General features: G+C 73.5%; 20 protein-coding genes. 16 read left to right on the plus strand and 4 right to left on the minus strand.

What is annotated here, in order from left to right:
- Positions 1-127 precede the first annotated feature (127 nt).
- The 10 genes from LX83_RS22265 (at position 128) to LX83_RS22310 (ending at position 10658) form a co-directional block, all read left to right on the plus strand.
- A complete protein-coding gene (locus tag LX83_RS22265) occupies positions 128-625 on the plus strand; it encodes an FxsA family protein (RefSeq protein ID WP_253774506.1) in 498 nt (165 codons plus the stop codon).
- Between the two features lie 112 nt (positions 626-737).
- Complete coding sequence (gene kdd / locus LX83_RS22270) at positions 738-1796, plus strand: L-erythro-3,5-diaminohexanoate dehydrogenase (protein ID WP_253774508.1); 1059 nt, start codon at positions 738-740, stop codon at positions 1794-1796.
- A 17-nt stretch (positions 1797-1813) separates the two neighbouring features.
- Positions 1814-3430 (plus strand): amidohydrolase, encoded by a 1617-nt coding sequence (locus LX83_RS22275; RefSeq protein WP_253774717.1) that lies wholly within the window; start codon positions 1814-1816, stop codon positions 3428-3430.
- A gap of 13 nt (positions 3431-3443) precedes the next feature.
- Complete coding sequence (gene kamD, locus LX83_RS22280; RefSeq protein WP_253774510.1) at positions 3444-5114, plus strand: lysine 5,6-aminomutase subunit alpha; 1671 nt, start codon at positions 3444-3446, stop codon at positions 5112-5114.
- Complete coding sequence (gene kamE, locus LX83_RS38480; RefSeq protein WP_253774512.1) at positions 5111-5935, plus strand: lysine 5,6-aminomutase subunit beta; 825 nt, start codon at positions 5111-5113, stop codon at positions 5933-5935. The genes kamD and kamE overlap by 4 nt, the downstream gene beginning before the upstream one ends.
- 44 nt (positions 5936-5979) lie before the next feature.
- Positions 5980-6402 carry a 3-aminobutyryl-CoA ammonia lyase gene (gene kal, locus LX83_RS22290; protein ID WP_253774514.1) on the plus strand — a complete coding sequence of 141 codons (423 nt, stop codon included), beginning with the start codon at positions 5980-5982 and terminating at the stop codon, positions 6400-6402.
- 92 nt (positions 6403-6494) lie between these two features.
- Complete coding sequence (gene lnt, locus LX83_RS22295; protein ID WP_253774516.1) at positions 6495-8153, plus strand: apolipoprotein N-acyltransferase; 1659 nt, start codon at positions 6495-6497, stop codon at positions 8151-8153.
- Positions 8154-8203: 50 nt separating this feature from the next.
- The gene (locus tag LX83_RS22300; protein ID WP_253774518.1) at positions 8204-8968 is read left to right on the plus strand and encodes a polyprenol monophosphomannose synthase; all 765 of its coding nucleotides are present in this window, start codon (positions 8204-8206) and stop codon (positions 8966-8968) included.
- 113 nt (positions 8969-9081) lie between these two features.
- A complete protein-coding gene (locus LX83_RS22305; RefSeq protein WP_253774520.1) occupies positions 9082-9702 on the plus strand; it encodes a GNAT family N-acetyltransferase in 621 nt (206 codons plus the stop codon).
- A 65-nt stretch (positions 9703-9767) separates the two neighbouring features.
- The gene (locus tag LX83_RS22310; RefSeq protein ID WP_253774522.1) at positions 9768-10658 is read left to right on the plus strand and encodes a helix-turn-helix transcriptional regulator; all 891 of its coding nucleotides are present in this window, start codon (positions 9768-9770) and stop codon (positions 10656-10658) included.
- A 151-nt stretch (positions 10659-10809) separates the two neighbouring features.
- Here the strand turns inward: LX83_RS22310 and LX83_RS22315 are convergent, their stop codons facing one another.
- Positions 10810-11286 carry a molybdopterin-binding protein gene (locus tag LX83_RS22315; RefSeq protein WP_253774524.1) on the minus strand — a complete coding sequence of 159 codons (477 nt, stop codon included), beginning with the start codon at positions 11284-11286 and terminating at the stop codon, positions 10810-10812.
- Positions 11287-11465: 179 nt separating this feature from the next.
- On the opposite strand from LX83_RS22315, the gene LX83_RS22320 reads away from it, so the two are divergent.
- From LX83_RS22320 to LX83_RS22345, 6 genes are all read left to right on the plus strand, one after another.
- Entirely contained in the window at positions 11466-11864 is a 399-nt protein-coding gene (locus LX83_RS22320; RefSeq protein WP_253774526.1) for a TOBE domain-containing protein, read from the plus strand.
- A 2-nt stretch (positions 11865-11866) separates the two neighbouring features.
- On the plus strand, positions 11867-12655 hold the full coding sequence (gene modA / locus LX83_RS22325) for a molybdate ABC transporter substrate-binding protein (protein ID WP_253774528.1): 789 nt from the start codon (positions 11867-11869) through the stop codon (positions 12653-12655).
- Between the two features lie 47 nt (positions 12656-12702).
- Positions 12703-13461 (plus strand): molybdate ABC transporter permease subunit, encoded by a 759-nt coding sequence (gene modB, locus LX83_RS22330; protein WP_407649641.1) that lies wholly within the window; start codon positions 12703-12705, stop codon positions 13459-13461.
- Positions 13458-14519 (plus strand): ABC transporter ATP-binding protein, encoded by a 1062-nt coding sequence (locus LX83_RS22335; protein WP_253774530.1) that lies wholly within the window; start codon positions 13458-13460, stop codon positions 14517-14519. Before modB ends, LX83_RS22335 begins: the two co-directional genes overlap by 4 nt.
- A 128-nt stretch (positions 14520-14647) precedes the next feature.
- Positions 14648-15247 (plus strand): helix-turn-helix domain-containing protein, encoded by a 600-nt coding sequence (locus tag LX83_RS22340; RefSeq protein WP_253774531.1) that lies wholly within the window; start codon positions 14648-14650, stop codon positions 15245-15247.
- A gap of 41 nt (positions 15248-15288) precedes the next feature.
- Positions 15289-15939 carry a GNAT family N-acetyltransferase gene (locus tag LX83_RS22345; RefSeq protein WP_253774533.1) on the plus strand — a complete coding sequence of 217 codons (651 nt, stop codon included), beginning with the start codon at positions 15289-15291 and terminating at the stop codon, positions 15937-15939.
- A gap of 17 nt (positions 15940-15956) precedes the next feature.
- Here the strand turns inward: LX83_RS22345 and LX83_RS22350 are convergent, their stop codons facing one another.
- From LX83_RS22350 to LX83_RS22360, 3 genes are all read right to left on the minus strand, one after another.
- The gene (locus tag LX83_RS22350; protein WP_253774535.1) at positions 15957-16301 is read right to left on the minus strand and encodes an RNA polymerase-binding protein RbpA; all 345 of its coding nucleotides are present in this window, start codon (positions 16299-16301) and stop codon (positions 15957-15959) included.
- Positions 16302-16539: 238 nt separating this feature from the next.
- A complete protein-coding gene (locus LX83_RS22355) occupies positions 16540-17298 on the minus strand; it encodes a thymidine kinase (protein ID WP_253774537.1) in 759 nt (252 codons plus the stop codon).
- An 83-nt stretch (positions 17299-17381) separates the two neighbouring features.
- Positions 17382-18794: an MFS transporter gene (locus LX83_RS22360; RefSeq protein ID WP_253774539.1), complete on the minus strand. Its 1413-nt coding sequence runs from the start codon at positions 18792-18794 to the stop codon at positions 17382-17384.
- Positions 18795-18878 lie beyond the last annotated feature (84 nt).

The following is an 18878-nucleotide window of genomic DNA, read 5'->3' on the forward strand; positions in this document are numbered from 1 at the left end:
GCCCGGCGCGGGGACGTTTGGCGGCGCTCGCGCGTTGGACCGGGTGACCGTCCGACCGCCCGTGCCCGACCCGGACCCCGCCCGACGCGGGAACCGGTCGAGCCCCCCACCGCGAAGGTGTCCGCCCGTGCCCCTGCTCGTCGCCCTGCTGGTGGCCGTCGCCGCCGAGATCGCCGTCCTGGTCGCCGTGGGCAGCGCCGTCGGCCTGCTGCCCACCCTGGCGCTGCTGATCCTCGCCTCCGTGGCGGGCAGCTGGCTGCTGCGCCGCCAGGGCGCCCGCACCCTGCGCGACCTCGACCAGGCCGTCCGCGCCGGCCAGCCCCCCGGCCCCCACCTGGTCGACGGCACCATCCTCGCCGCGGCCGGCCTGCTGGTCCTGCTGCCCGGCTTCCTCAGCGACGCGCTGGCCCTGCTGCTGCTCATCCCCCCGGTGCGCACCAGGGCCGGCCGCTGGCTGGTGGCCCGCCTGACCGCCCGCGCCCGCCGGCAGGCCGCCGCCTGGCCGGGCTTCGCCGCCCCGCGCCAGCACGCCAGCGGCCCCGAGGTCGTGGACGTCACCGACTTCACCGTCCGCCCCGACGCCCCGCCGAGCACACCCCGCACCGGCCCCGCCGAACTGACCTGACGCACCCGGGCGCCACCCGGCAACTCACCCACCAGATGTCAATACTTGCGGAACTCACCGCGATGACATGAACATATTCACGTCATCGCGAGTGAAGCCCGGAGGATTTTTGGTGGACGCGTCGTTGTTCGGAGTACACCGCGTGCGGGACGCCGGCCCCGGCGCGCGCGGCCCCGTCCTGCCCCAACAAGCCTGGGCACTGGACGCCACCCCCGACTGCGGCCCCACCGAAGTCCTCGTCGACGTCACCCGCCTCAACCTCGACGCCGCCTCCTACCGGCAGCTGCGCGAGGAACACGGCACCGGCCCCGCCCTGCGCCAGGCCGTCTGCGCCATCGTCGAGCAGCGCGGCAAGATGCACAATCCCGTCACCGGCTCCGGCGGCATGCTGCTGGGCACCGTCCGCGAGACCGGCCCCGACTCCCCCCTGGGCCTGCGGCCCGGCCAGCGCATCGCCACCCTGGTCTCGCTCACCCTGACCCCGCTGCGCATCACCGACGGGCTGCGCGACTGGGACGGCCAGCACCCCCAGGTGCCCTGCGCCGGCACGGCCGTGCTGTTCGCCCGCTCCATCGCCACCCCCCTGCCCACCGACCTGCCCGACGACCTCGCCCTGGCCGTCTTCGACGTGTGCGGCGCACCCGCCCTCACCGACCGCGTCATCACCCAGGCCACCCGCCGCCTGGGCCACCCCCCGTCGGTGTGCGTGCTCGGCGCCAGCGGCAAATCCGGCACCCTCGCCCTGGCCGCCGCCCGCCGCGCCGGCACCAGCCGCCTGGTCGGCCTGGTCCCCACCCCCGAGGAGGCCACCCTCGCCCAGGCCAGCGGCCTGGCCGACCAGATCGTCGTCGCCGACGCCCGCGACCCCCTGGCCGTCGCCCAGGCCGTGACCCCCGCCTGCGAGATCACCGTGGTCTGCGTCGACGCCGCCGGCTGCGAACACGGCGCCATCCTGGCCACCGCCCCCGGCGGCACCGTCATCTTCTTCTCCATGGCCACCTCCTTCTCCGCCGCCGCCCTGGGCGCCGAAGGACTCGCCGCCGACGTGGAGATGCTCATCGGCAACGGCTACGTCCCCGGCCACGCCCAGTTCGCGCTGGACCTGCTGCGCACCCAGCCCGGGGTGGCCGCCGCGCTCGCCGCCCGCGAACGGCAGACTGCACCAGCGTGACCAGGAACAGCACCACCATGCCCACCACCACACTGCTGCTGGGCGGCCGGATCCACACCCCCAGCGCACCCGACGCCACCGCCATGGCCGTCACCGGCGACACCATCGTCTGGGTCGGCCAGGACGGGCCGGGCCGCGCCCTGCACGGCGACGCCGACCACGTCATCGACCTGCACGGCGCGTTCGTGGCCCCCGCCTTCGTCGACGCCCACGTGCACGCCACCGCCACCGGCCTGCAGATGGACGGCCTGGACCTGACCGACTGCGCCTCCCTGGCCCAGTGCCTGCACGCCGTGGCCACCCACGTGCGCACCCACCCCGGGCAACTGGTCTGGGGCCACGGCTGGGACCAGACCCGCTGGCCCGAACAGCGCCCCCCCACCCGCGCCGAACTGGACGCCGTCGCCGGGAACACCCCCGTCTACCTGTCCCGCATCGACGTCCACTCCGCCGTGGTCTCCACCGCCCTGCTGACGCGCGTGCCCGCCGCGACCACCGCCACCGGCTTCAGCGACCAGGGCCCGCTCACCCGCGACGCCCACCACCACGCGCGCCGCGCCGCCCGCGACGCCCTGCACCCCGACCAGCGCCGCCACGCCCAACTGACGTTCCTGCGCCACGCCGCCACCCACGGCATCGCCGCCGTCCACGAGTGCGCCGGCCCCGACATCTCCGGCGCCGAGGACCTGGCCGCCCTGCTGGACCTGGCCACCGACCCCGACCTGCCCGAGGTCGTCGGCTACTGGGGCGAGACCGGCGCCGTGGACACCGCCCGCCGCCTCGGCGCCCGCGGCCTGGCCGGCGACCTGTTCGTCGACGGCTCCTTCGGCTCCCACACCGCCGCCCTCACCCAGCCCTACACCGACCACCCCACCACCTGCGGCGCCCAGTACCTGGACGTCGAGGACATCACCGAACACCTCATCGCCTGCACCCGGGCCGGCCTGCAGGCCGGGTTCCACGTCATCGGCGACGCCGCCACCGCCGCCGTCCTGGAGGGCCTGCGCCGCGCCGAGACCCAACTGGGCCTGCCCGCCCTGGCCAGCGCCGGCCACCGCCTGGAACACCTGGAGATGGTCACCGCCGAGCAGGCCGCCGACCTGGCCCGCTTCGGCGTGCTCGCCTCGGTCCAGCCCGGCTTCGACGCCGCCTGGGGCGGACCCGACGGCATGTACGCCCACCGCCTGGGCCCCGCCAGGGCCGCCACCCTCAACCCGTTCGCCGCGCTGGCCGCCGCCGGCGTGAGCCTCGCCCTGGGCTCGGACACCCCGGTCACCCCGATCGGCCCCTGGCAGGCCATCCGCGCCGCCGTGCACCACCACACCGCCGGCTCCGGCCTGTCCCCCCGCGCCGCGTTCACCGCCCACACCCGAGGCGGCTGGCGCGCCGCCGGCCACCACGACGGCCTGACCGGAACCCTGGTGCCCGGCGCACCCGCCACCTACGCCATCTGGGACGCCCCCGAGCTGGTGGTCGCCGCCCCGGACAGCCGCGTCCAACGCTGGTCCACCGACCCCCGCTCCCGCGTGCCCGGCCTGCCCGACCTCACCCCGGGCGGGGTCACCCCGACCTGTCTGCGCACCGTGCTGCGCGGCCAGCCCATCTTCCAGCGGGAGGGAGCACTCACGTCATGACCGAGGTGGGCACATGAACGCCGCCCCCGCCGCCACCCGCGGCACCACGCCACCCCCGGTCCGCGCCACCGCCCCGGCGCGGACCGCACCCCGGCCCAGCCTGCTCGGCCTGGACCCGGCCACGGTCGCCACCGCCCGCGCGCTGGCCGCCCGCGCCGCCCAGCCCGTCATCGACCTGGCCACGGCCCACACCACCGTCTCAGTGGAACGCGCCACCCTGCGCCTGGCCGGCCTGACCGGCGCCGACACCACCCACCGCGCCGGCGACGTGCCCTGGGTCAACCGCGTCGTCGACACCGTCGCCGAGCACTGCGGCCTGCAGCACGGGGTGAGCCTGCCCGTCTTCCACGCCCTGCGCGAACACGACCTGGCCACCCTCACCGACCTGGCCGAGGCCACCGCCGCCGGCCAGATCCGCTACACCCTGCCCACCGGCGCGGCACGCCGCCGCGCCGAACGCGCCGCCCGCACCGCCGTCGCCCGCGGCATCCGCACCATCGACCGCAACCGCGCCCAACGCGACCGGCTGGTGGCCCGGCTGGGCGATCCACCCCAGCGGCCGTGGATCTATCTGATCGTGGCCACCGGCGACATCGACGAGGACGTCGTCCAGGCCCAGAACGCCGCCCGCGCCGGCGCGGACGTCATCGCCGTGATCCGCTCCACCGGCCAGTCCCTGCTCGACTACGTGCCCGAGGGCGCCACCCACCACGGCTTCGCCGGCACCTACGCCACCCAGGAGAACTTCCGCATCATGCGGGCCGCCCTCGACGAGGTCTCCCGCGAGGTGGGCCGCTACGTGCGCCTGACCAACTACGCCTCCGGGCTGTGCATGCCCGAGATCGCCGTGCTGGCCGGGCTGCAACGCCTGGACATGATGCTCAACGACTCCATGTACGGCATCCTGTTCCGCGACATCAACCCCGTGCGCACCTTCGTCGACCAGCGCTTCTCCCGCCAGGTCCACGCCCGCGCCGGCATCATCATCAACACCGGCGAGGACAACTACCTCACCACCGACGACGCGGTCAGCGCCGCGCACACCGTGACCGTGTCCCAACTGCTCAACGAGTGCTTCGCCCATGAGGCCGGCCTGGCCGACTGGCAGCTGGGCCTGGGCCACGCCTTCGAGATCAACCCCGACCTGCCCGACTCCTTCCGCCTGGAGCTGGCCCACGCCCTGCTGGCCAGGGAACTGTTCCCGCACGCCCCCCTGAAGTGGATGCCGCCCACCAAGCACATGACCGGCGACGTGTTCCGCGGCTACCTGCTCAACGGGTTCTTCAACCTGGCCGGCGCGCTGACCGGCCAGGGCATCCTGCTGGTCGGCATGATGACCGAAGCCGTGGTCACCCCGTTCCTGTCCGACCGCGACCTCGCCCTGGCCAACGTCCGCTACGTGCTGGGCGCGGCCGGCAACCTCGCCGAGGACTTCCGGCCCGCCCCCGACGGGTTCATCGCCACCCGCGCCCGCCACGTCCTCGACCAGGCCGTGCGGCTGCTGGAGCGCATCGTCGACGACGGACTGCTCACCGCCATCGCCACCGGCACCTTCGGCCTGATGAAACGCCCACCCGACGGCGGCAAGGGCGCCGACGGCGTGATCGCCAAGGCCGAGGACTACCTCAACCCCGCCGCCAGCCTGCTGGAGGAGCACGCCGCCCGCGAGGAGCCCCGCCCGTGACCGCCGCACCCCCCACCCGCAGCCCCCACCCCAGCGCCGCCACCGAGCCGACGGCCAGCACCGAGCCGGCCCGCTACGTGCGGCCCTACGGCGACACCACCGGCGACGGCATGGTCCAGGTCTCCTTCACCCTGCCCGTGCCCGCCGGCCCGAAAGCCGACGGCGCCGCCAGCCAACTGGCCAAGAAGATGGGCCTGGACCCGGCGCTGGTCGTGCACTCCCACCCCATCGGCGCCGACTTCACCTTCTTCGTCGTCTACGGCAAGGTCGGCCACCTGGTCGACCTCGACCAGGTGCGCGTGGTGGAACGCGAGTACCCGCTGCTCACCCCCGCCGAGGTCAACGCCACCGTCAAACGGCTGCTGCGGCGCAAACTCGTGGTCGTCGGCGGCTGCATCGGCACCGACGCCCACACCGTCGGCATCGACGCCATCCTCAACATCAAGGGCTTCGCCGGCGAGAAGGGCCTGGAGTACTACCGGGAACTGCGCGTGGTCAACCTCGGCGCCCAGGTCTCCGTGCCCGACCTGGTCCGCCGCGCCCGCGCCGAACACGCCGACGCCGTGCTGGTCTCCCAGGTGGTCACCCAGCGCGACGCCCACATCCTCAACACCCAGCAGATGTCCGCCGCCTTCCGGGAAGCCCTGGGGGAGCGGCGGCCCCTGCTGGTGGCCGGCGGCCCCCGCTTCGACCCGATGATGGCCGACGAACTCGGCGTGGACCGGGTCTTCGGGCGCGGCACCACCCCCGGCGAGGTCGCCAGCTTCCTGGTGCACGCGCTGGCCACCCGACGCGGCCCCACCCCGGCCGCCCGCACCTGAGACCGCACCCGCCCCACCCCCCGCGACCAGGAGGCACACCACCCATGACGCAGGCCAGCACCACCACCGGGCAGGGCGCCCTGGTGGAGGGTTTCTCCGTCACCCACCGCCGCTACGTGCCGCACGGCCACGCCCACTACGGCGGCAACCTCGTCGACGGGGCCTACGGGCTGGGCCTGTTCGGGGACGTGGCCACCGAACTGCTCATCCACACCGACGGCGACGAGGGCCTGTTCGCCGGCTACCGCAGCGTGGACTTCCGCGCCCCCATCCAGGCCGGCGACGTGCTGGCGGCCACCGCCACCCTGGTGCGCATCGGCACCCGCTCCCGCGAGCTGCGCTTCGAGGCCCACGTGGTGTGCCGCTCCGCCCCGCACCGCGGCCCGTCCGCCGCGGACGTGCTCGACCCGCCCCTGCTGGCCATCCAGGCCACCGGCACCGTGGTCGTCCCGCACCCCACCCCGTGACCGGCTGAGCGGACCGTGACCCGACGGTCACCGCCCGGTGGCCGCCCGGCGGCGCACGCCGGCCGCACCGGCGTTTCGTAGGCTTGACCGTCGTGGCAGCAGCACCCGCGACAACGCCGGACACCCCGGCCCCCCAGCAGCGGCCCGGGCCGGCGCGGCCGCGGCGCGGCTGGCCCGTCCTCGCCCGCACGCTCCTGGCCTGCGCCGCCGGCGGGCTGCTCTACCTGAGCTACCCGCCCCGCGGCTGGTGGTGGCTGGCGCCGCTGGCCTTCGCGCTGTGGGCGCCGCTGCTGCGCCACCGCCGGGCCCGCGCCGGCTTCGGCTACGGCCTGCTGTTCGGCCTGGCCTACCTGCTGCCGCTGCTGCACTGGCTGCAGGCGTTCCTGGGGGAGGGGTTCGGGCCCTGGCCGTGGCTGGGCCTGACCCTGCTGGAAGCGCTGTTCTTCGCCCTCACCGGCGCGGCCGCCAGCGCGGTCAGCCGCCTGCCGGGTGCCGTGGTGTGGATGGCGGCGCTGGTCGTGGCCGGCGAGGCGGCCCGCTCCCGGCTGCCCCTCAACGGCTTCCCCTGGGGCAAGATCGCCTTCAGCCAGGTCGACGGCCCCTACCTGGCGCTGGCCAGCCTCGGCGGACAGGCCCTGGTGTGCTTCGCGGTCGTGCTCACCGGCGGCGGCCTGGCCGCCCTGCCGCGCGCCCTGCGCCGGGGCCCGCGCGGCACCCGCCGGCTGGCCGGCGCCACCACCGCGCTGCTGGCGCCCCTGCTGGCCGCCACCGCCACCTGGCCCGGCATCGGCACCGACGCCCAGCAGGGGGCGCTGACCGTGGCCGTGATCCAGGGCAACGCCCCCGACTCCGGGCTGAACCTGCTCGACGCCGACAGCCGGGCCCTGCGCCGCAACCACATCACCCGCACCCGCCAGCTGCTCGCCGACGTCCACGCCGGCCGCGTCCCCCACCCCGACCTGGTGATCTGGCCGGAAACCGCCACCGATGTGGGCCCCGACCCCGCCCGCGACACCGAACTCGGCCAGCTGGTCGCCGACCTGGGCGTGCCCACCCTGATCGGCGCCCGCCAGCGCACCACCACCGGGGACACGCGCAACGTGGTGATCGTCTGGGACCCGGTCACCGGCCCCGGCCAGGTCTACACCAAACAGGAACTCGTGCCCTTCGCCGAGTACATCCCCTGGCGCGCCATCGCCCAGTGGGTCACCCCGTTCTTCGAGGGCAGCCGCGACATGCTCACCGGCACCGACCCCGGCGTGCTGCACACCGGCGTCGCCGACCTCGGCGCGGCCATCTGCTACGAGGTGGCCTACGACCACGTGGTCACCGACGCCGTGCGCGGCGGCGCGCGCCTGCTGGTCGTGCCCACCAACAACGCCTGGTTCGGCCGCACCGAGATGAGCTACCAGCAGCTGGCCATGTCCCGGCTGCGCGCCGTGGAACACGGCCGCGCCGTGGTCGTCTCGGCCACCACCGGGGTCAGCGCGATCGTCGCACCCGACGGCACGATCACCCAGGCCACGCAGTTGTTCACCCCCGACGCGGTGGTCCAGACGGTGCCGCTACGGTCAGTGTCTACTCTGGCCACCCGGCTCGGGACGGCACCGGAGTGGGGCATGACCGGGATCGGTCTGCTGGCCGTGGTGTTCGCGGTCGCGGTCCGAGCCCGGCGTCGGCGGGGCAGTGGCCAGACCACGCCCCAGCCGGCCGCCCCGGACCAGGCGGTGCCCACCGCCACCACCGACTGACAACGAGGAAGCGTCCAGTGCCCACGCGCACTGGCGAGGAGGAAACCGTCATGACGGACCAGCAGGACAGCCGCGGGGAGCTTGCGCCGGTGCTGGTGGTGATCCCGACCTACAACGAGCGGGACAACCTGGGGCCGATCATCAAGCGGCTGCACGCTGCCCTGCCCGAGGTGCACGCGCTGGTCGTGGACGACGACAGCCCCGACGGCACCGGACAGCTGGCCGACGAGCTGGCCGCGGCCGACCCCCGGGTGCACGTGCTGCACCGCACCGAGAAGGCCGGACTGGGGGTCGCCTACATCGCCGGGTTCCAGTGGGCGCTGGAGCGGGACTACCAGGTCGTGGTGGAGATGGACGCCGACGGCCAGCACTCGCCCGAGGACCTGGGCCGGATGCTGGACGCGCTCACCCGGGCCGACCTGGTGATCGGGTCGCGCTACGTGCCCGGTGGGCAGGTGGTGAACTGGCCCAAGAGCCGCCTGTTCCTGTCCTGGGGCGCCAACCTGTTCGCCAAGATCGCGCTCGGTGCCCGCGTCAACGACATGACCGGCGGGTTCCGCGCCTTCCGGCGCGCCACCCTGGAGGGCCTCAAGCTGCACAACGTGGCCTCGCAGGGCTACTGCTTCCAGATCGACCTGGGCTGGCGCACCATCGAGGCCGGGTTCCGCGTGGTGGAGGTGCCCATCACGTTCACCGAGCGTGAGCGGGGCAGCTCGAAGATGAGCGGTGATGTCATCCGCGAGGCGCTGATCCGGGTCACCAAGTGGGGTGTGCGCCGCCGCCTGACCCAGCTGGGCCTGCTGCGCCGCCGCTGACGGCGCCGAGGCGTCGGCGGGGTGGGGCGGGGGCGGCGTCATCCCGCCGACGGCGACGCGCCCCACCGCCACCCCGTTGTGGGAGCGCTCTCAGGGCGCGCATCATGATCGCCGTGACCGCACCACCCACCATCCGGCCCTACCGGCCCACCGACCGCGCCGCCCTGTACGACATCTGCGTGCGCACCGGCCACGAGGGCGGCGACGCCCGGCACCTCTACCCCGACCACGACCTGCTGCCCACCCTCTTCGCCGGGCCCTACGCGCACCTGGAGCCCGACCTGGCCTTCGTCGTCGACGACGGGGACCGCGCCGTCGGCTACATCGTCGGCACCGCCGACACGGCCACCTTCGTCCACCGCTTCCGCACCGAGTGGCTGCCCACCGTCATCGACCGCTACCCGCCGCTGACCGCGCCACCGACCAGCCCCAGCGAGGAGATGATCGACCTGCTGCACCGGCCCGAGCGCATGCTCGTGCCGGAACTGGTCGACTACCCCGCCCACCTGCACATCGACCTGCTGCCCTCCCACCAGCGAGCCGGCCACGGACGCGCGCTGATGACCCGGCTGCTGGCCGCGCTGGCCGAGCGGGGCGTGCCCGCCGTGCACCTGGGCATGGTCACCGCCAACACCGCGGCCAGGGCCTTCTACGACCGCCTGGGCTTCCACCCCATCCCGGTGGCCGACGCCGGCCCGCTCACCTACCTCGGCCGCGCCACCCACGACGGCTGACACCCCGGTGCCTGCCCCTGACAGGGGCAGGCACCAGCCAGGCCGGGTGGGCCAGACTGGGCGGCATGCAGCAGCGTCCGGAGCTGGGGGAGTTCCTGCGGTCACGGCGGGCCCGGGTGCGCCCCGATGACATCGGGCTGGCGACCTACGGTGGCCGGCGCCGCGTGCCCGGTCTGCGCCGCGAGGAACTCGCCCAGCTCGCCGGCATCAGCGTCGGCTACTACACCCGCCTGGAACAGGGGCAGAGCCCGAACGCCTCGGACGCCGTGCTGGCGGCGATCGCCCGCGTGCTGCGGCTGGACGAGGCCGAGCGGGCGCACCTGCACGCGCTGGCGCGGCCCGCGCCCCGGGCCCGGCGGCGCGTCGCACCCGAGCGGCTGCGCCCCGCCGTCCAGCTGATGATCGACTCGCTGACCGACGTGCCCGCCCTGGTCCTGGGGCGGCGCACCGACGTGCTCGCCTGGAACCCGCTGGCGCACGCCCTGCTGGCCGGCCACCTGGACCGCGACTCCGTGCGCCACCCGCACACCCGACCCAACTGGGCCCGGCTGTTCTTCCTGGACCCGCACCTGCGGGAGCTGGTCACCGACTGGCCGGGCAAGGCCCGCGACACCGTCGCCGACCTGCGGCTGATCGCCGGACGCCACCCCGACGACCCCCGGCTGGCCGAGCTGGTCGGCGAGCTGACCATGCGCAGCGCCGAGTTCGCCGCGCTGTGGTCGGCGCACCCGGTGCGCCGCTGCGCCCGGCACACCCGCGAGTACCGGCATCCCGTGGTCGGCCCGCTCACCCTCAACGACGAACTGCTGACGCTGCCCGACGACGAGGGCCAGCGGCTGGTGGTGTTCACCGTGGCGCCCGGTTCGGCCTCGCAGGCCGCCCTGCGGCTGCTCGCCGACCTGGTCGCCGACGCCCAGCCCGCACCCACGCCCCGCGCCGCGCCCGCCCCGCGCTGACCCCGGTGCTGAGCCCGGTGCCGGTCGCCGATCGTGCTGGCCAACCTGATCGCGGTGCCCGCCGGACTGCCCGTCACCGGCGCCGACACCACCCAGGTCCTCGCGTTCCTCGCCACCGGCCGCACCGCCCTGGCCGTCTCCTCCGCTCGGACTAGCCGGCCACCCGGATCAGCCGCAGCCGGCACACGTCGCGGACATAGCGACTGGACCGCCCGTCACCGGGAACCACGAGGGTGGGCAGGGTGAGCAGGCGCCCGTTGTAGCGGGTGGCCAACAACGCCGCGCACGCGCCGAACTCGGGATCGACCTCGGCCCACGACAGCACGACGCGGAAGCCGTCAGCCGCCCGCGCGGCGACGACGAAGCTCAACCGCTCCATCTTCGCGTCGGACTCCTGGCGCAGGACCACCCGGGACAGCACGTCGTGCAGCGGCACCCCCTGCACGTGGTGGACCTCGCGGCGCCGGGTCGTGGTGTACCGGACGTCGACCGGCTCCCGGGCGTGGGCGTGCAGGTCCCGGGTGGTGAACACCCAGTCCCGGGTGATGTCGCCGGTCACCAGCACCTGGTCGGCGCGCAGGGCGGACCGCGGCGCGGGCACGCGCTCGTGCGCTCCGGAGGTCTCCACACCTCGATGGTAGGGCGGCGGACCACCACGCAGAAGCGGTCGTCGAGTGACGGTGACCGAACCGTGAACGCGGGGCAGAACCGCCGCGCACTCCGCACCCACGGACAGATCACCCTGTTCGATGCCGGATCTGAGCACACCGGTGGAAATCCGCGTACGCGGAGATAGGATGCGCAACCGTGCCGAATCTGCGGATAAGCGAGGCCGCTGCTCTCCTCGGGGTCAGCGACGACACCGTGCGCCGGTGGATCGACCAGGGACGCCTGCGGGCGATCCACCTGGACAACGGCCGCAAGGGCGTCGCCGGCACCGAGCTGGCGGCGTTCGCCCAGCGTCTGGCCGAGTCCGCCGAACCCGGCGCCACCGTGGCCGCCTCCGCCCGCAACCGGATGCGCGGCATCGTCACCCAGGTGATCAAGGACAAGGTCATGGCGCAGGTCGAGATGCAGGCCGGACCCTTCCGGGTGGTATCGCTGATCAGCCGGGAATCCGCCGACGAACTCGGCCTGGAAGTCGGCTCGGTCGCGATCGCCTCCATCAAGTCCACGCACGTCGTCGTCGAGATCCCGGAGGCCTGAGCATGTCACGCGCCCCGCGCGCCCTGGCCGTGTCCCTCACGGCCGCCGCCGCCCTGGCCGGCTGCGGCTCGACCGACAGCGGCACCGCCCCGACCGGCACCGCGGCGGCCGGGGTGCGCGGACAGATCACCGTCTTCGCCGCCGCCTCCCTCACCGAGACCTTCACCGCACTCGGCGACCAGTTCGAGGCCGCCCACCCCGGCACCACCGTCACCTTCAACTTCGCCGGCAGCTCCGCCCTGGCCCAGCAGATCAACCAGGGCGCCCCCGCCGACGTGTTCGCCTCCGCCGCGCCGACCAACATGCAGCAGGTGCAGGACACCGGAGCCGTGACCGCCACACCCACCACCTTCGCGCGCAACAGGCTCCAGATCGCCGTGCCCGCCGGCAACCCGGCCACCATCACCGGACTGGCCGACTTCGGCAGGCCCGAGGCCAGGATCGCCCTGTGCGCCGACCAGGTGCCCTGCGGCGCCGCGGCCACGAAGGCGTTCCAGGCGGCCGGGGTGACACCCCAACCCGACACCCTGGAACAGGACGTCAAGGCCGTGCTCACCAAGGTCCGGCTCGGCGAGGTCGACGCGGCCCTGGTCTACAAGACCGACGTCACCGCGGCGGGCGAGCAGGTCGAGGGCATCGACTTCCCCGAGGCCGCCCAGGCGGTCAACGACTACCCGATCGCCCCACTGGCCACGGCCCCGAACGCGGCCGGCGCCACCGCGTTCGTCGACCACGTGCTCTCCGGCACCGGCCGCACCGTCCTCACCAACGCCGGTTTCGACAGCCCGTGACGCACTCCCGCCGCCGGGCGGCACGCGGAAGGCTGCCCCTCGTCCTCGTGCTGCCCGCCGTCCTCGGGCTGGCCTTCCTGCTCATCCCACTCGCCGGACTGCTCACCCGCGCGCCCTGGGACACCCTGGCCGGCGAACTGCTCAGCCCGCGCATCGGCCAGGCGCTGCGGCTGTCACTGGTGTGCGCCACCCTGGCCACCCTGCTGTGCCTGGTGCTGGGCGTGCCCCTGGCCTGGCTGCTGGCCCGGGGCAACCTCCCCGGACAGGGCCTGCTGCGCGCCCTGATCACCGTCCCACTGGTGCTGCCACCCGTGGTCGGCGGCGTGGCACTGCTGTTCGTCCTCGGCCGGCGCGGCCTGATCGGCCAGTACCTGCACGCCTGGTTCGGCGTGTCCCTGCCGTTCACCACCGCCGGCGTGGTCATCGCGGAAGCGTTCGTGGCGATGCCCTTCCTCGTGGTCTCCGTCGAAGGCGCCCTGCGCGCGGCGGACCCGCGCTACGAGGAGGCCGCCGCCACCCTCGGCGCCTCGCGCTGGCTGACCTTCCGGCGCGTGACCCTGCCGTCCGTGCTGCCCGGTGTCGTGGCCGGCACGGTCCTGTGCTGGGCCAGGGCCCTGGGCGAGTTCGGCGCCACGATCACCTTCGCCGGCAACTTCCCCGGCACCACCACGACCATGCCGCTGGCCGTCTACCTGGCCCTGGAAACCGACCCCGACGCCGCGATCGTGCTGAGCGTCGTGCTGCTCATCGTGTCGGTGGGCGTGCTCGCGGCCCTGCGCGACCGCTGGATCCGAGGTGGGGCATGACCCTCGTGGCCCACCTCGACGTCCACCGCGACCGCTTCCACCTGGACCTGCGACTGGAGATCGCACCCGGCGAGGTCGTGGCGCTGCTCGGCCCCAACGGCGCCGGCAAGACCACCGCGCTGCGGGCCCTCGCGGGACTGGTCCCGCTCACCGGCGGGCACATCAGCCTCGACGGCCACCCCTGGGACGCCCCACCCCGGACGTTCCTGCCGCCGGAACGCCGCCCGGTGGGCGTGGTGTTCCAGGACCACCTGCTGTTCGCGCACCTGTCCGCGGTCGACAACGTGGCGTTCGGGCCGCGCGCCCGGGGCACCAGCCGGGCCGCCGCCCGCGACCTCGCGCTGCGCTGGCTGGACCGCGTGGGCCTGGCCGAGCACGCCCGCGCCAAACCCCGCACCCTCTCCGGCGGCCAGGCGCAACGCGTCGCGCTCGCCCGCGCCCTGGCCACCGACCCCCGCCTGCTGCTGCTCGACGAGCCGCTGGCCGCCCTGGACGCCGCGACCCGCCTGCACGTGCGCGCCGAACTGGGCCGCCACCTCGCCGAGTTCCGCGGCCACACCCTGCTGGTCACCCACGACCCGCTCGACGCGATGGTCCTCGCCGACCGCCTGGTCGTCCTGGACCACGGGACCCTCGTCCAACAGGGCACCCCCACGGAGGTCGCCCACCACCCCCGCAACGCCTACACCGCCGACCTGGTCGGCCTCAACCTGCTGCGCGGCACGGCCGAGGGCACTGCGGTCACCCTCGACGGCGGCGGCGTCCTCACCCTCGCCGAACCGGCCACCGGCCCCGTGCACCTGTCCTTCCCCCCGAGTGCCGTCAGCGTGCACCCCGCCCCCCCGACGGGCAGCCCGCGCAACACCTGGCCGGTCACCCTCACCGGTCTGGAGCAGCACGCCCACACCACCCGCCTGCGCCTGCACGGCAGGCCACCCGTCCTCGCCGACATCACCACCGCCGCCGTCGCCGACCTGCGCCTGCACGCCGGCGACGCGCTGTGGGCCGCGGTGAAGGCCACCGAGATCCGCGCCTACCCGGCCACCCCCGACCGCTGAGGCCGGCCCCGGTCCGCGCCAGCACCGGGACCCGACAGGCCACGACCCTCGCCTGGCCAGCACGCGGCCAGCCGGCATGCGAGCCAGCTCACCCCGCCGCATCCCGAAAATGAGATAGCGTCCCAGATATGAGAAACCCTGGGGAGGACACCGACGGCGCACCCGACCCGGCCGACGACCTGGACACCCGACTGGCCGCCCGCCTCACCCAGCTGCGCCACGAGCACGGCTGGTCCCTGGACGACCTGGCCCAGCGCACCGGCGCCAGCCGCTCCACCCTCTCCCGCCTGGAACGCGCCGAGATCAGCCCCAGCGCCGCCCTGCTCAACCGGCTCTGCGCCGCCTACCACCGCACCCTGTCCCGCCTGCTGGCCGAGGTGGAGACCAACCCCGCCCACCTGGTCCGCGCCAGTGAGCAGACCGTGTGGACCGACCCCGACTCGGGCTTCGTCCGCCGCTCGGTGTCCCCACCCCACCCCGGGCTGCGCGCCGAACTCGTCGAGGGCGTGCTCCCGCCCGGCGCCGACATCAGCTACGACCGGCCCCCCGTGCCCGGCCTGGAGCAACACCTCTGGGTGCTGCAGGCCCACCTGGAGGTCACCGAGCAGGACGTGGTCCACCACCTCAACCCCGGGGACTGCCTGCGGTTCCGCGTGTGGGGCCGCACCCGGTTCCGCTGCCCCGGCCCCGAACCGGCCCGCTACGCCCTGCTCGTCGTCCTGCCCTGACCGCCACCACCCGCCCCCACCCGACAGGAGAGGACACCACCATGGCCACCACCATCGAGCGCCTGTCCCACACCGAACTGCTCCGCGTGCGCGCCGAGTTGGCGGAGGTGCTGCTGGACGCGGTGCGCGGCGGCTCCTCACTGGGCTTCCTGCTGCCCTTCACCGCCCACGAGGCCACCGCCTGGTGGACGGCCCTGGCCCCCGACGTGGCAGCGGGACGCCTGGCGGTGTGGGTGGCCCGGGACGGGGGAGCGGTGGTGGGCACGGTCGGCCTGGCCCACCCCGGCAAGCCCAACGGCCGCCACCGCGCCGAGGTGGTCAAGCTGATCGTCCACCGACGCGCGCGGGGACGGGGGCTGGGGCGCGCCCTGCTGGCCGCGGTCGAACACGCCGCGGCCGAGGCGGGGATCACGCTGCTGCACCTGGACACCCAGACGGGCAGCCCGGCCGAGCGGCTGTACCGCACGGCCGGCTGGATTCCGGTCGGTGTGGTGCCCGACTACGCGGCGGACACCGACGGGGTGCTGCGCGCGGCCACGTTCTTCTACAAGGCGCTGGTGCCCGGGGCCGCGCCGGCGGCCGGCCTGAGCCCGGGGCGGCCCCGGCGCGGACCGGTGGGGCAGGGGAGTGGCGCGCCGGACATGACGACGGGCCGCCCCGACCACCGGTGCGGCGGTGGGGGCGGCCCGTGACGGACAGGAGCAGGGGGTCAGGCTGAGCGCGAGCGCCGACCGCGCAGTTCCTCCAGGCGTTCGGCCAGCAGCTCCTCCAACTCGGGAAGAGTGCGACGCTCCAGCAGCATGTCCCAGTGGGTGCGGGGCGGCTTGGCCTTCTTCGCCTCGGGTTCGGCGCCGTCGATCAGCTTCGACTCGGTGCCGTGCAGGCGGCACTCCCAGACAGGGGGGACTTCGGCGTCGTCGGAGAAGGGGACTTCGAAGTCGTGCCCCTTGGGGCAGGCAAACCGCACCGACCGGCGCGGGGCGAGGTCGTGGTTGCGGTCGGTCTCGTAGCTGACTGCTCCGAGCCGGCTGCCACGCAGTACGCGGTCGGCCATGGTGGGTGTCCTTTCGCTCGGCTCAGGGCCGGAGCCCAGGGTTGTGCTTACCGAGTGCAACGATCGGAGTGCTCCGTTCGTTCCCGGTCCGGTGTCTTGGTCGCCCACAGTGACGTTATTCACGCGTCAACGAAGACGTCCTCCCTAGGGATGCGTTCCTAGCGACTTCGTGACGTGTTTTCCGACTCCCGTGGACCTGCATCACACTAACGGGTGAACATAGCTGCTTTCAGTGGGGTCACGTCAGGCTGAGTTGCCCCATCTGGGTGACGTTCGGGCCGAGGTCGCCGAGACGGAAGTGCCGACGACACAACACCTGATAACGCACGGTGTCCTCCGGAGATTCCGCCGCCCCCTCACCCACCGTGTCAACACCGCCCTGCTCGGTGTCCGCCACCAACACCGTGTCCCCAGCCCGCATCACCCGTCCGGCACGCACCCGGGCGTTGAACCTCCCCGGCAACCCACACCAGCACAACACCTCCACCTGCACCGCCTGCAACTCGTCAGCCAACTCGAACAACCGCCGCGACCCCGCGAACAACCGACTCCGGAAATCCGTCACCAACCCGAAGCAGTACACATCCACCTGGACCTCGTCGGCCAACTCCGCCAACTGCTCCACCTGCACCGCCGACAAGAACTGCGCCTCATCCACGATCAGGTAGTCCACCCGGTGCCCCTCAGCCCACCGCGCCCGCACCAACTCCCGCAGGTCATCGCCATCCGTGACCTCGATCGCCTGCCGCGTCACCCCGATCCGACTGGAGATCCGCGGCTCACCCGACCGGTCCTGCCGCACCAGCAACATCCCACTGCGCCCCTGCCGGGAATGGTTGTGATCGATCTGCAGGGCCAACGTCGACTTCCCACAGTCCATCGGCCCGTAGAAAAACCTCAACTGCCCCGTCACCGGCCGGGCCCGGCGGGCCTCCGCCGCGGGCACCGCCGACAGGGCATCAGTCGGATCGAGGGACACAGTCACTGGCACATCCACGGCCGGTGACCCTACGGCCTCACCCGTTCGGCGGCACACACCACCTCGATCACCCCCACCGATCACCCGCACCACCATCCGCCTCACAACACCGCCGGCTCCTCGTTGCCCACCGCCCGGATCGCCCGCCGCACCGGCACGAACGCCATCAACACCAACCCCACCACGAAGAACACCACCAGCGAGATGATCGCCAACCGAAACGACCCCGTCGCCTGACCCACCCCGGCGAACACCAACGGCCCCAACCACGACGTCGACCGCTCACCCACCTCGTACAGCGAGAAGTACTGCGCCTCCCGCCCCACCGGCACCATCTGACTGAACAGCGACCGAGCCAACGCGTTGGTACCCCCCAACACCAGACCGATCCCCACCGCCAACCCGTAGAACTGCACCTGCTGACCCGCCTGCACGAAGAACGCCGCCACCACCACCACGATCCACACCACCAAACTCACCATGATCGTCTTCTTCGCCCCCAACCGACGCGCCACCACCCCGTGCACCACCCCACCCACGAACGCCACGAACTGCACGATCAGGATCGTCGCGATCAACACCTGCTGATCCAGCCGCAACTCCACCCGCCCGTACTGCGCCGAAATGTTCGCCACCGTGGAGATCCCGTCCGTGAACACCAGATAGGTCCCCAAAAACGCCAACGTCAACGGAAACGCCCTCGCCGCACGCAGCGTCTGCCCCAACTCCCGGAACCCCGCCGTCAACACCGACGCACCCCGCTCACCACCATGCGGCGCCTGGTGCCGCCGCAACCGCGCCAACGGCACCAACGTGAACCCCGCCCACCACACACCCGAGATCACGAAACACACCCGCACCGACGCCGACTCCGACAACCCCACCGCGTCATGCATCACGTACAACGCCAACTGCAACGCCAACACCAGACCCCCACCCAAGAACCCGAACGCCCACCCCCGCGAGGACACCGCATCCCGCTCGTCCGGCGTCGCGATCTCCGGCAGGAACGCGTAGTACACCACCACCGACGACCCGTAACAGATGTTCGCCAGCACGAACAACACCACACCCAACTGCCAGTCCGTGCCCCCCACCAACGCCAACAACGCCGTCGCCACCGACCCCGCGAACGCGAACGCCCCCAACATCCGCCGCTTGTTCTGCGTCCGATCCGCGATCGCCCCCATCACCGGCAGCACCACCACCTGCACCACCGTGGCCACCGACAGCAAATACCCCCACAACGACCCCGCCGGGAAATACCACCCCAGCAACGACACATCACACTGCCGCAACGCATCCCCATCAGGACACGGCACCGCACCATTGCGCCCCGTGTCCGCCCGCGCCGCCGCCTGCGCCACCGACGTCAGGTACAACGACAGGAACACCGTGGTCACCGACGTGGGAAACACCGAATTCGCCCAGTCATACCAACACCAACCCCGCTGCTCCCGCCGCCGCCCAGCCGCGCTCTCCGCCGCACCGAGCCCGCTGTCCACCACGCTCATCGACCCTCCCGGTCGAACAACACCACCTGGCACGCGGACTGTACTGGGCACCCACCCACCCCCAGACACGAACGGGCGAAACCC

Source organism: Goodfellowiella coeruleoviolacea, from assembly GCF_024171785.1.
Taxonomy (GTDB): Bacteria; Actinomycetota; Actinomycetes; order Mycobacteriales; family Pseudonocardiaceae; genus Goodfellowiella; species Goodfellowiella coeruleoviolacea.

Excerpts from the sequence above, each read along its gene's own strand:
- modA (WP_253774528.1), top strand. The coding sequence starts at position 11,867 with ATGTCACGCGCCCCGCGCGCCCTGGCCGTGTCCCTCACGGCCGCCGCC.
- LX83_RS22345 (WP_253774533.1), top strand. The coding sequence starts at position 15,289 with ATGGCCACCACCATCGAGCGCCTGTCCCACACCGAACTGCTCCGCGTG.
- LX83_RS22310 (WP_253774522.1), top strand. The coding sequence starts at position 9,768 with ATGCAGCAGCGTCCGGAGCTGGGGGAGTTCCTGCGGTCACGGCGGGCC.
- LX83_RS22335 (WP_253774530.1), top strand. The coding sequence starts at position 13,458 with ATGACCCTCGTGGCCCACCTCGACGTCCACCGCGACCGCTTCCACCTG.
- LX83_RS22275 (WP_253774717.1), top strand. The coding sequence starts at position 1,814 with ATGCCCACCACCACACTGCTGCTGGGCGGCCGGATCCACACCCCCAGC.
- LX83_RS22360 (WP_253774539.1), bottom strand. The coding sequence starts at position 18,794 with ATGAGCGTGGTGGACAGCGGGCTCGGTGCGGCGGAGAGCGCGGCTGGG.
- LX83_RS22340 (WP_253774531.1), top strand. The coding sequence starts at position 14,648 with ATGAGAAACCCTGGGGAGGACACCGACGGCGCACCCGACCCGGCCGAC.
- LX83_RS22300 (WP_253774518.1), top strand. The coding sequence starts at position 8,204 with ATGACGGACCAGCAGGACAGCCGCGGGGAGCTTGCGCCGGTGCTGGTG.
- LX83_RS22350 (WP_253774535.1), bottom strand. The coding sequence starts at position 16,301 with ATGGCCGACCGCGTACTGCGTGGCAGCCGGCTCGGAGCAGTCAGCTAC.
- kamD (WP_253774510.1), top strand. The coding sequence starts at position 3,444 with ATGAACGCCGCCCCCGCCGCCACCCGCGGCACCACGCCACCCCCGGTC.
- kal (WP_253774514.1), top strand. The coding sequence starts at position 5,980 with ATGACGCAGGCCAGCACCACCACCGGGCAGGGCGCCCTGGTGGAGGGT.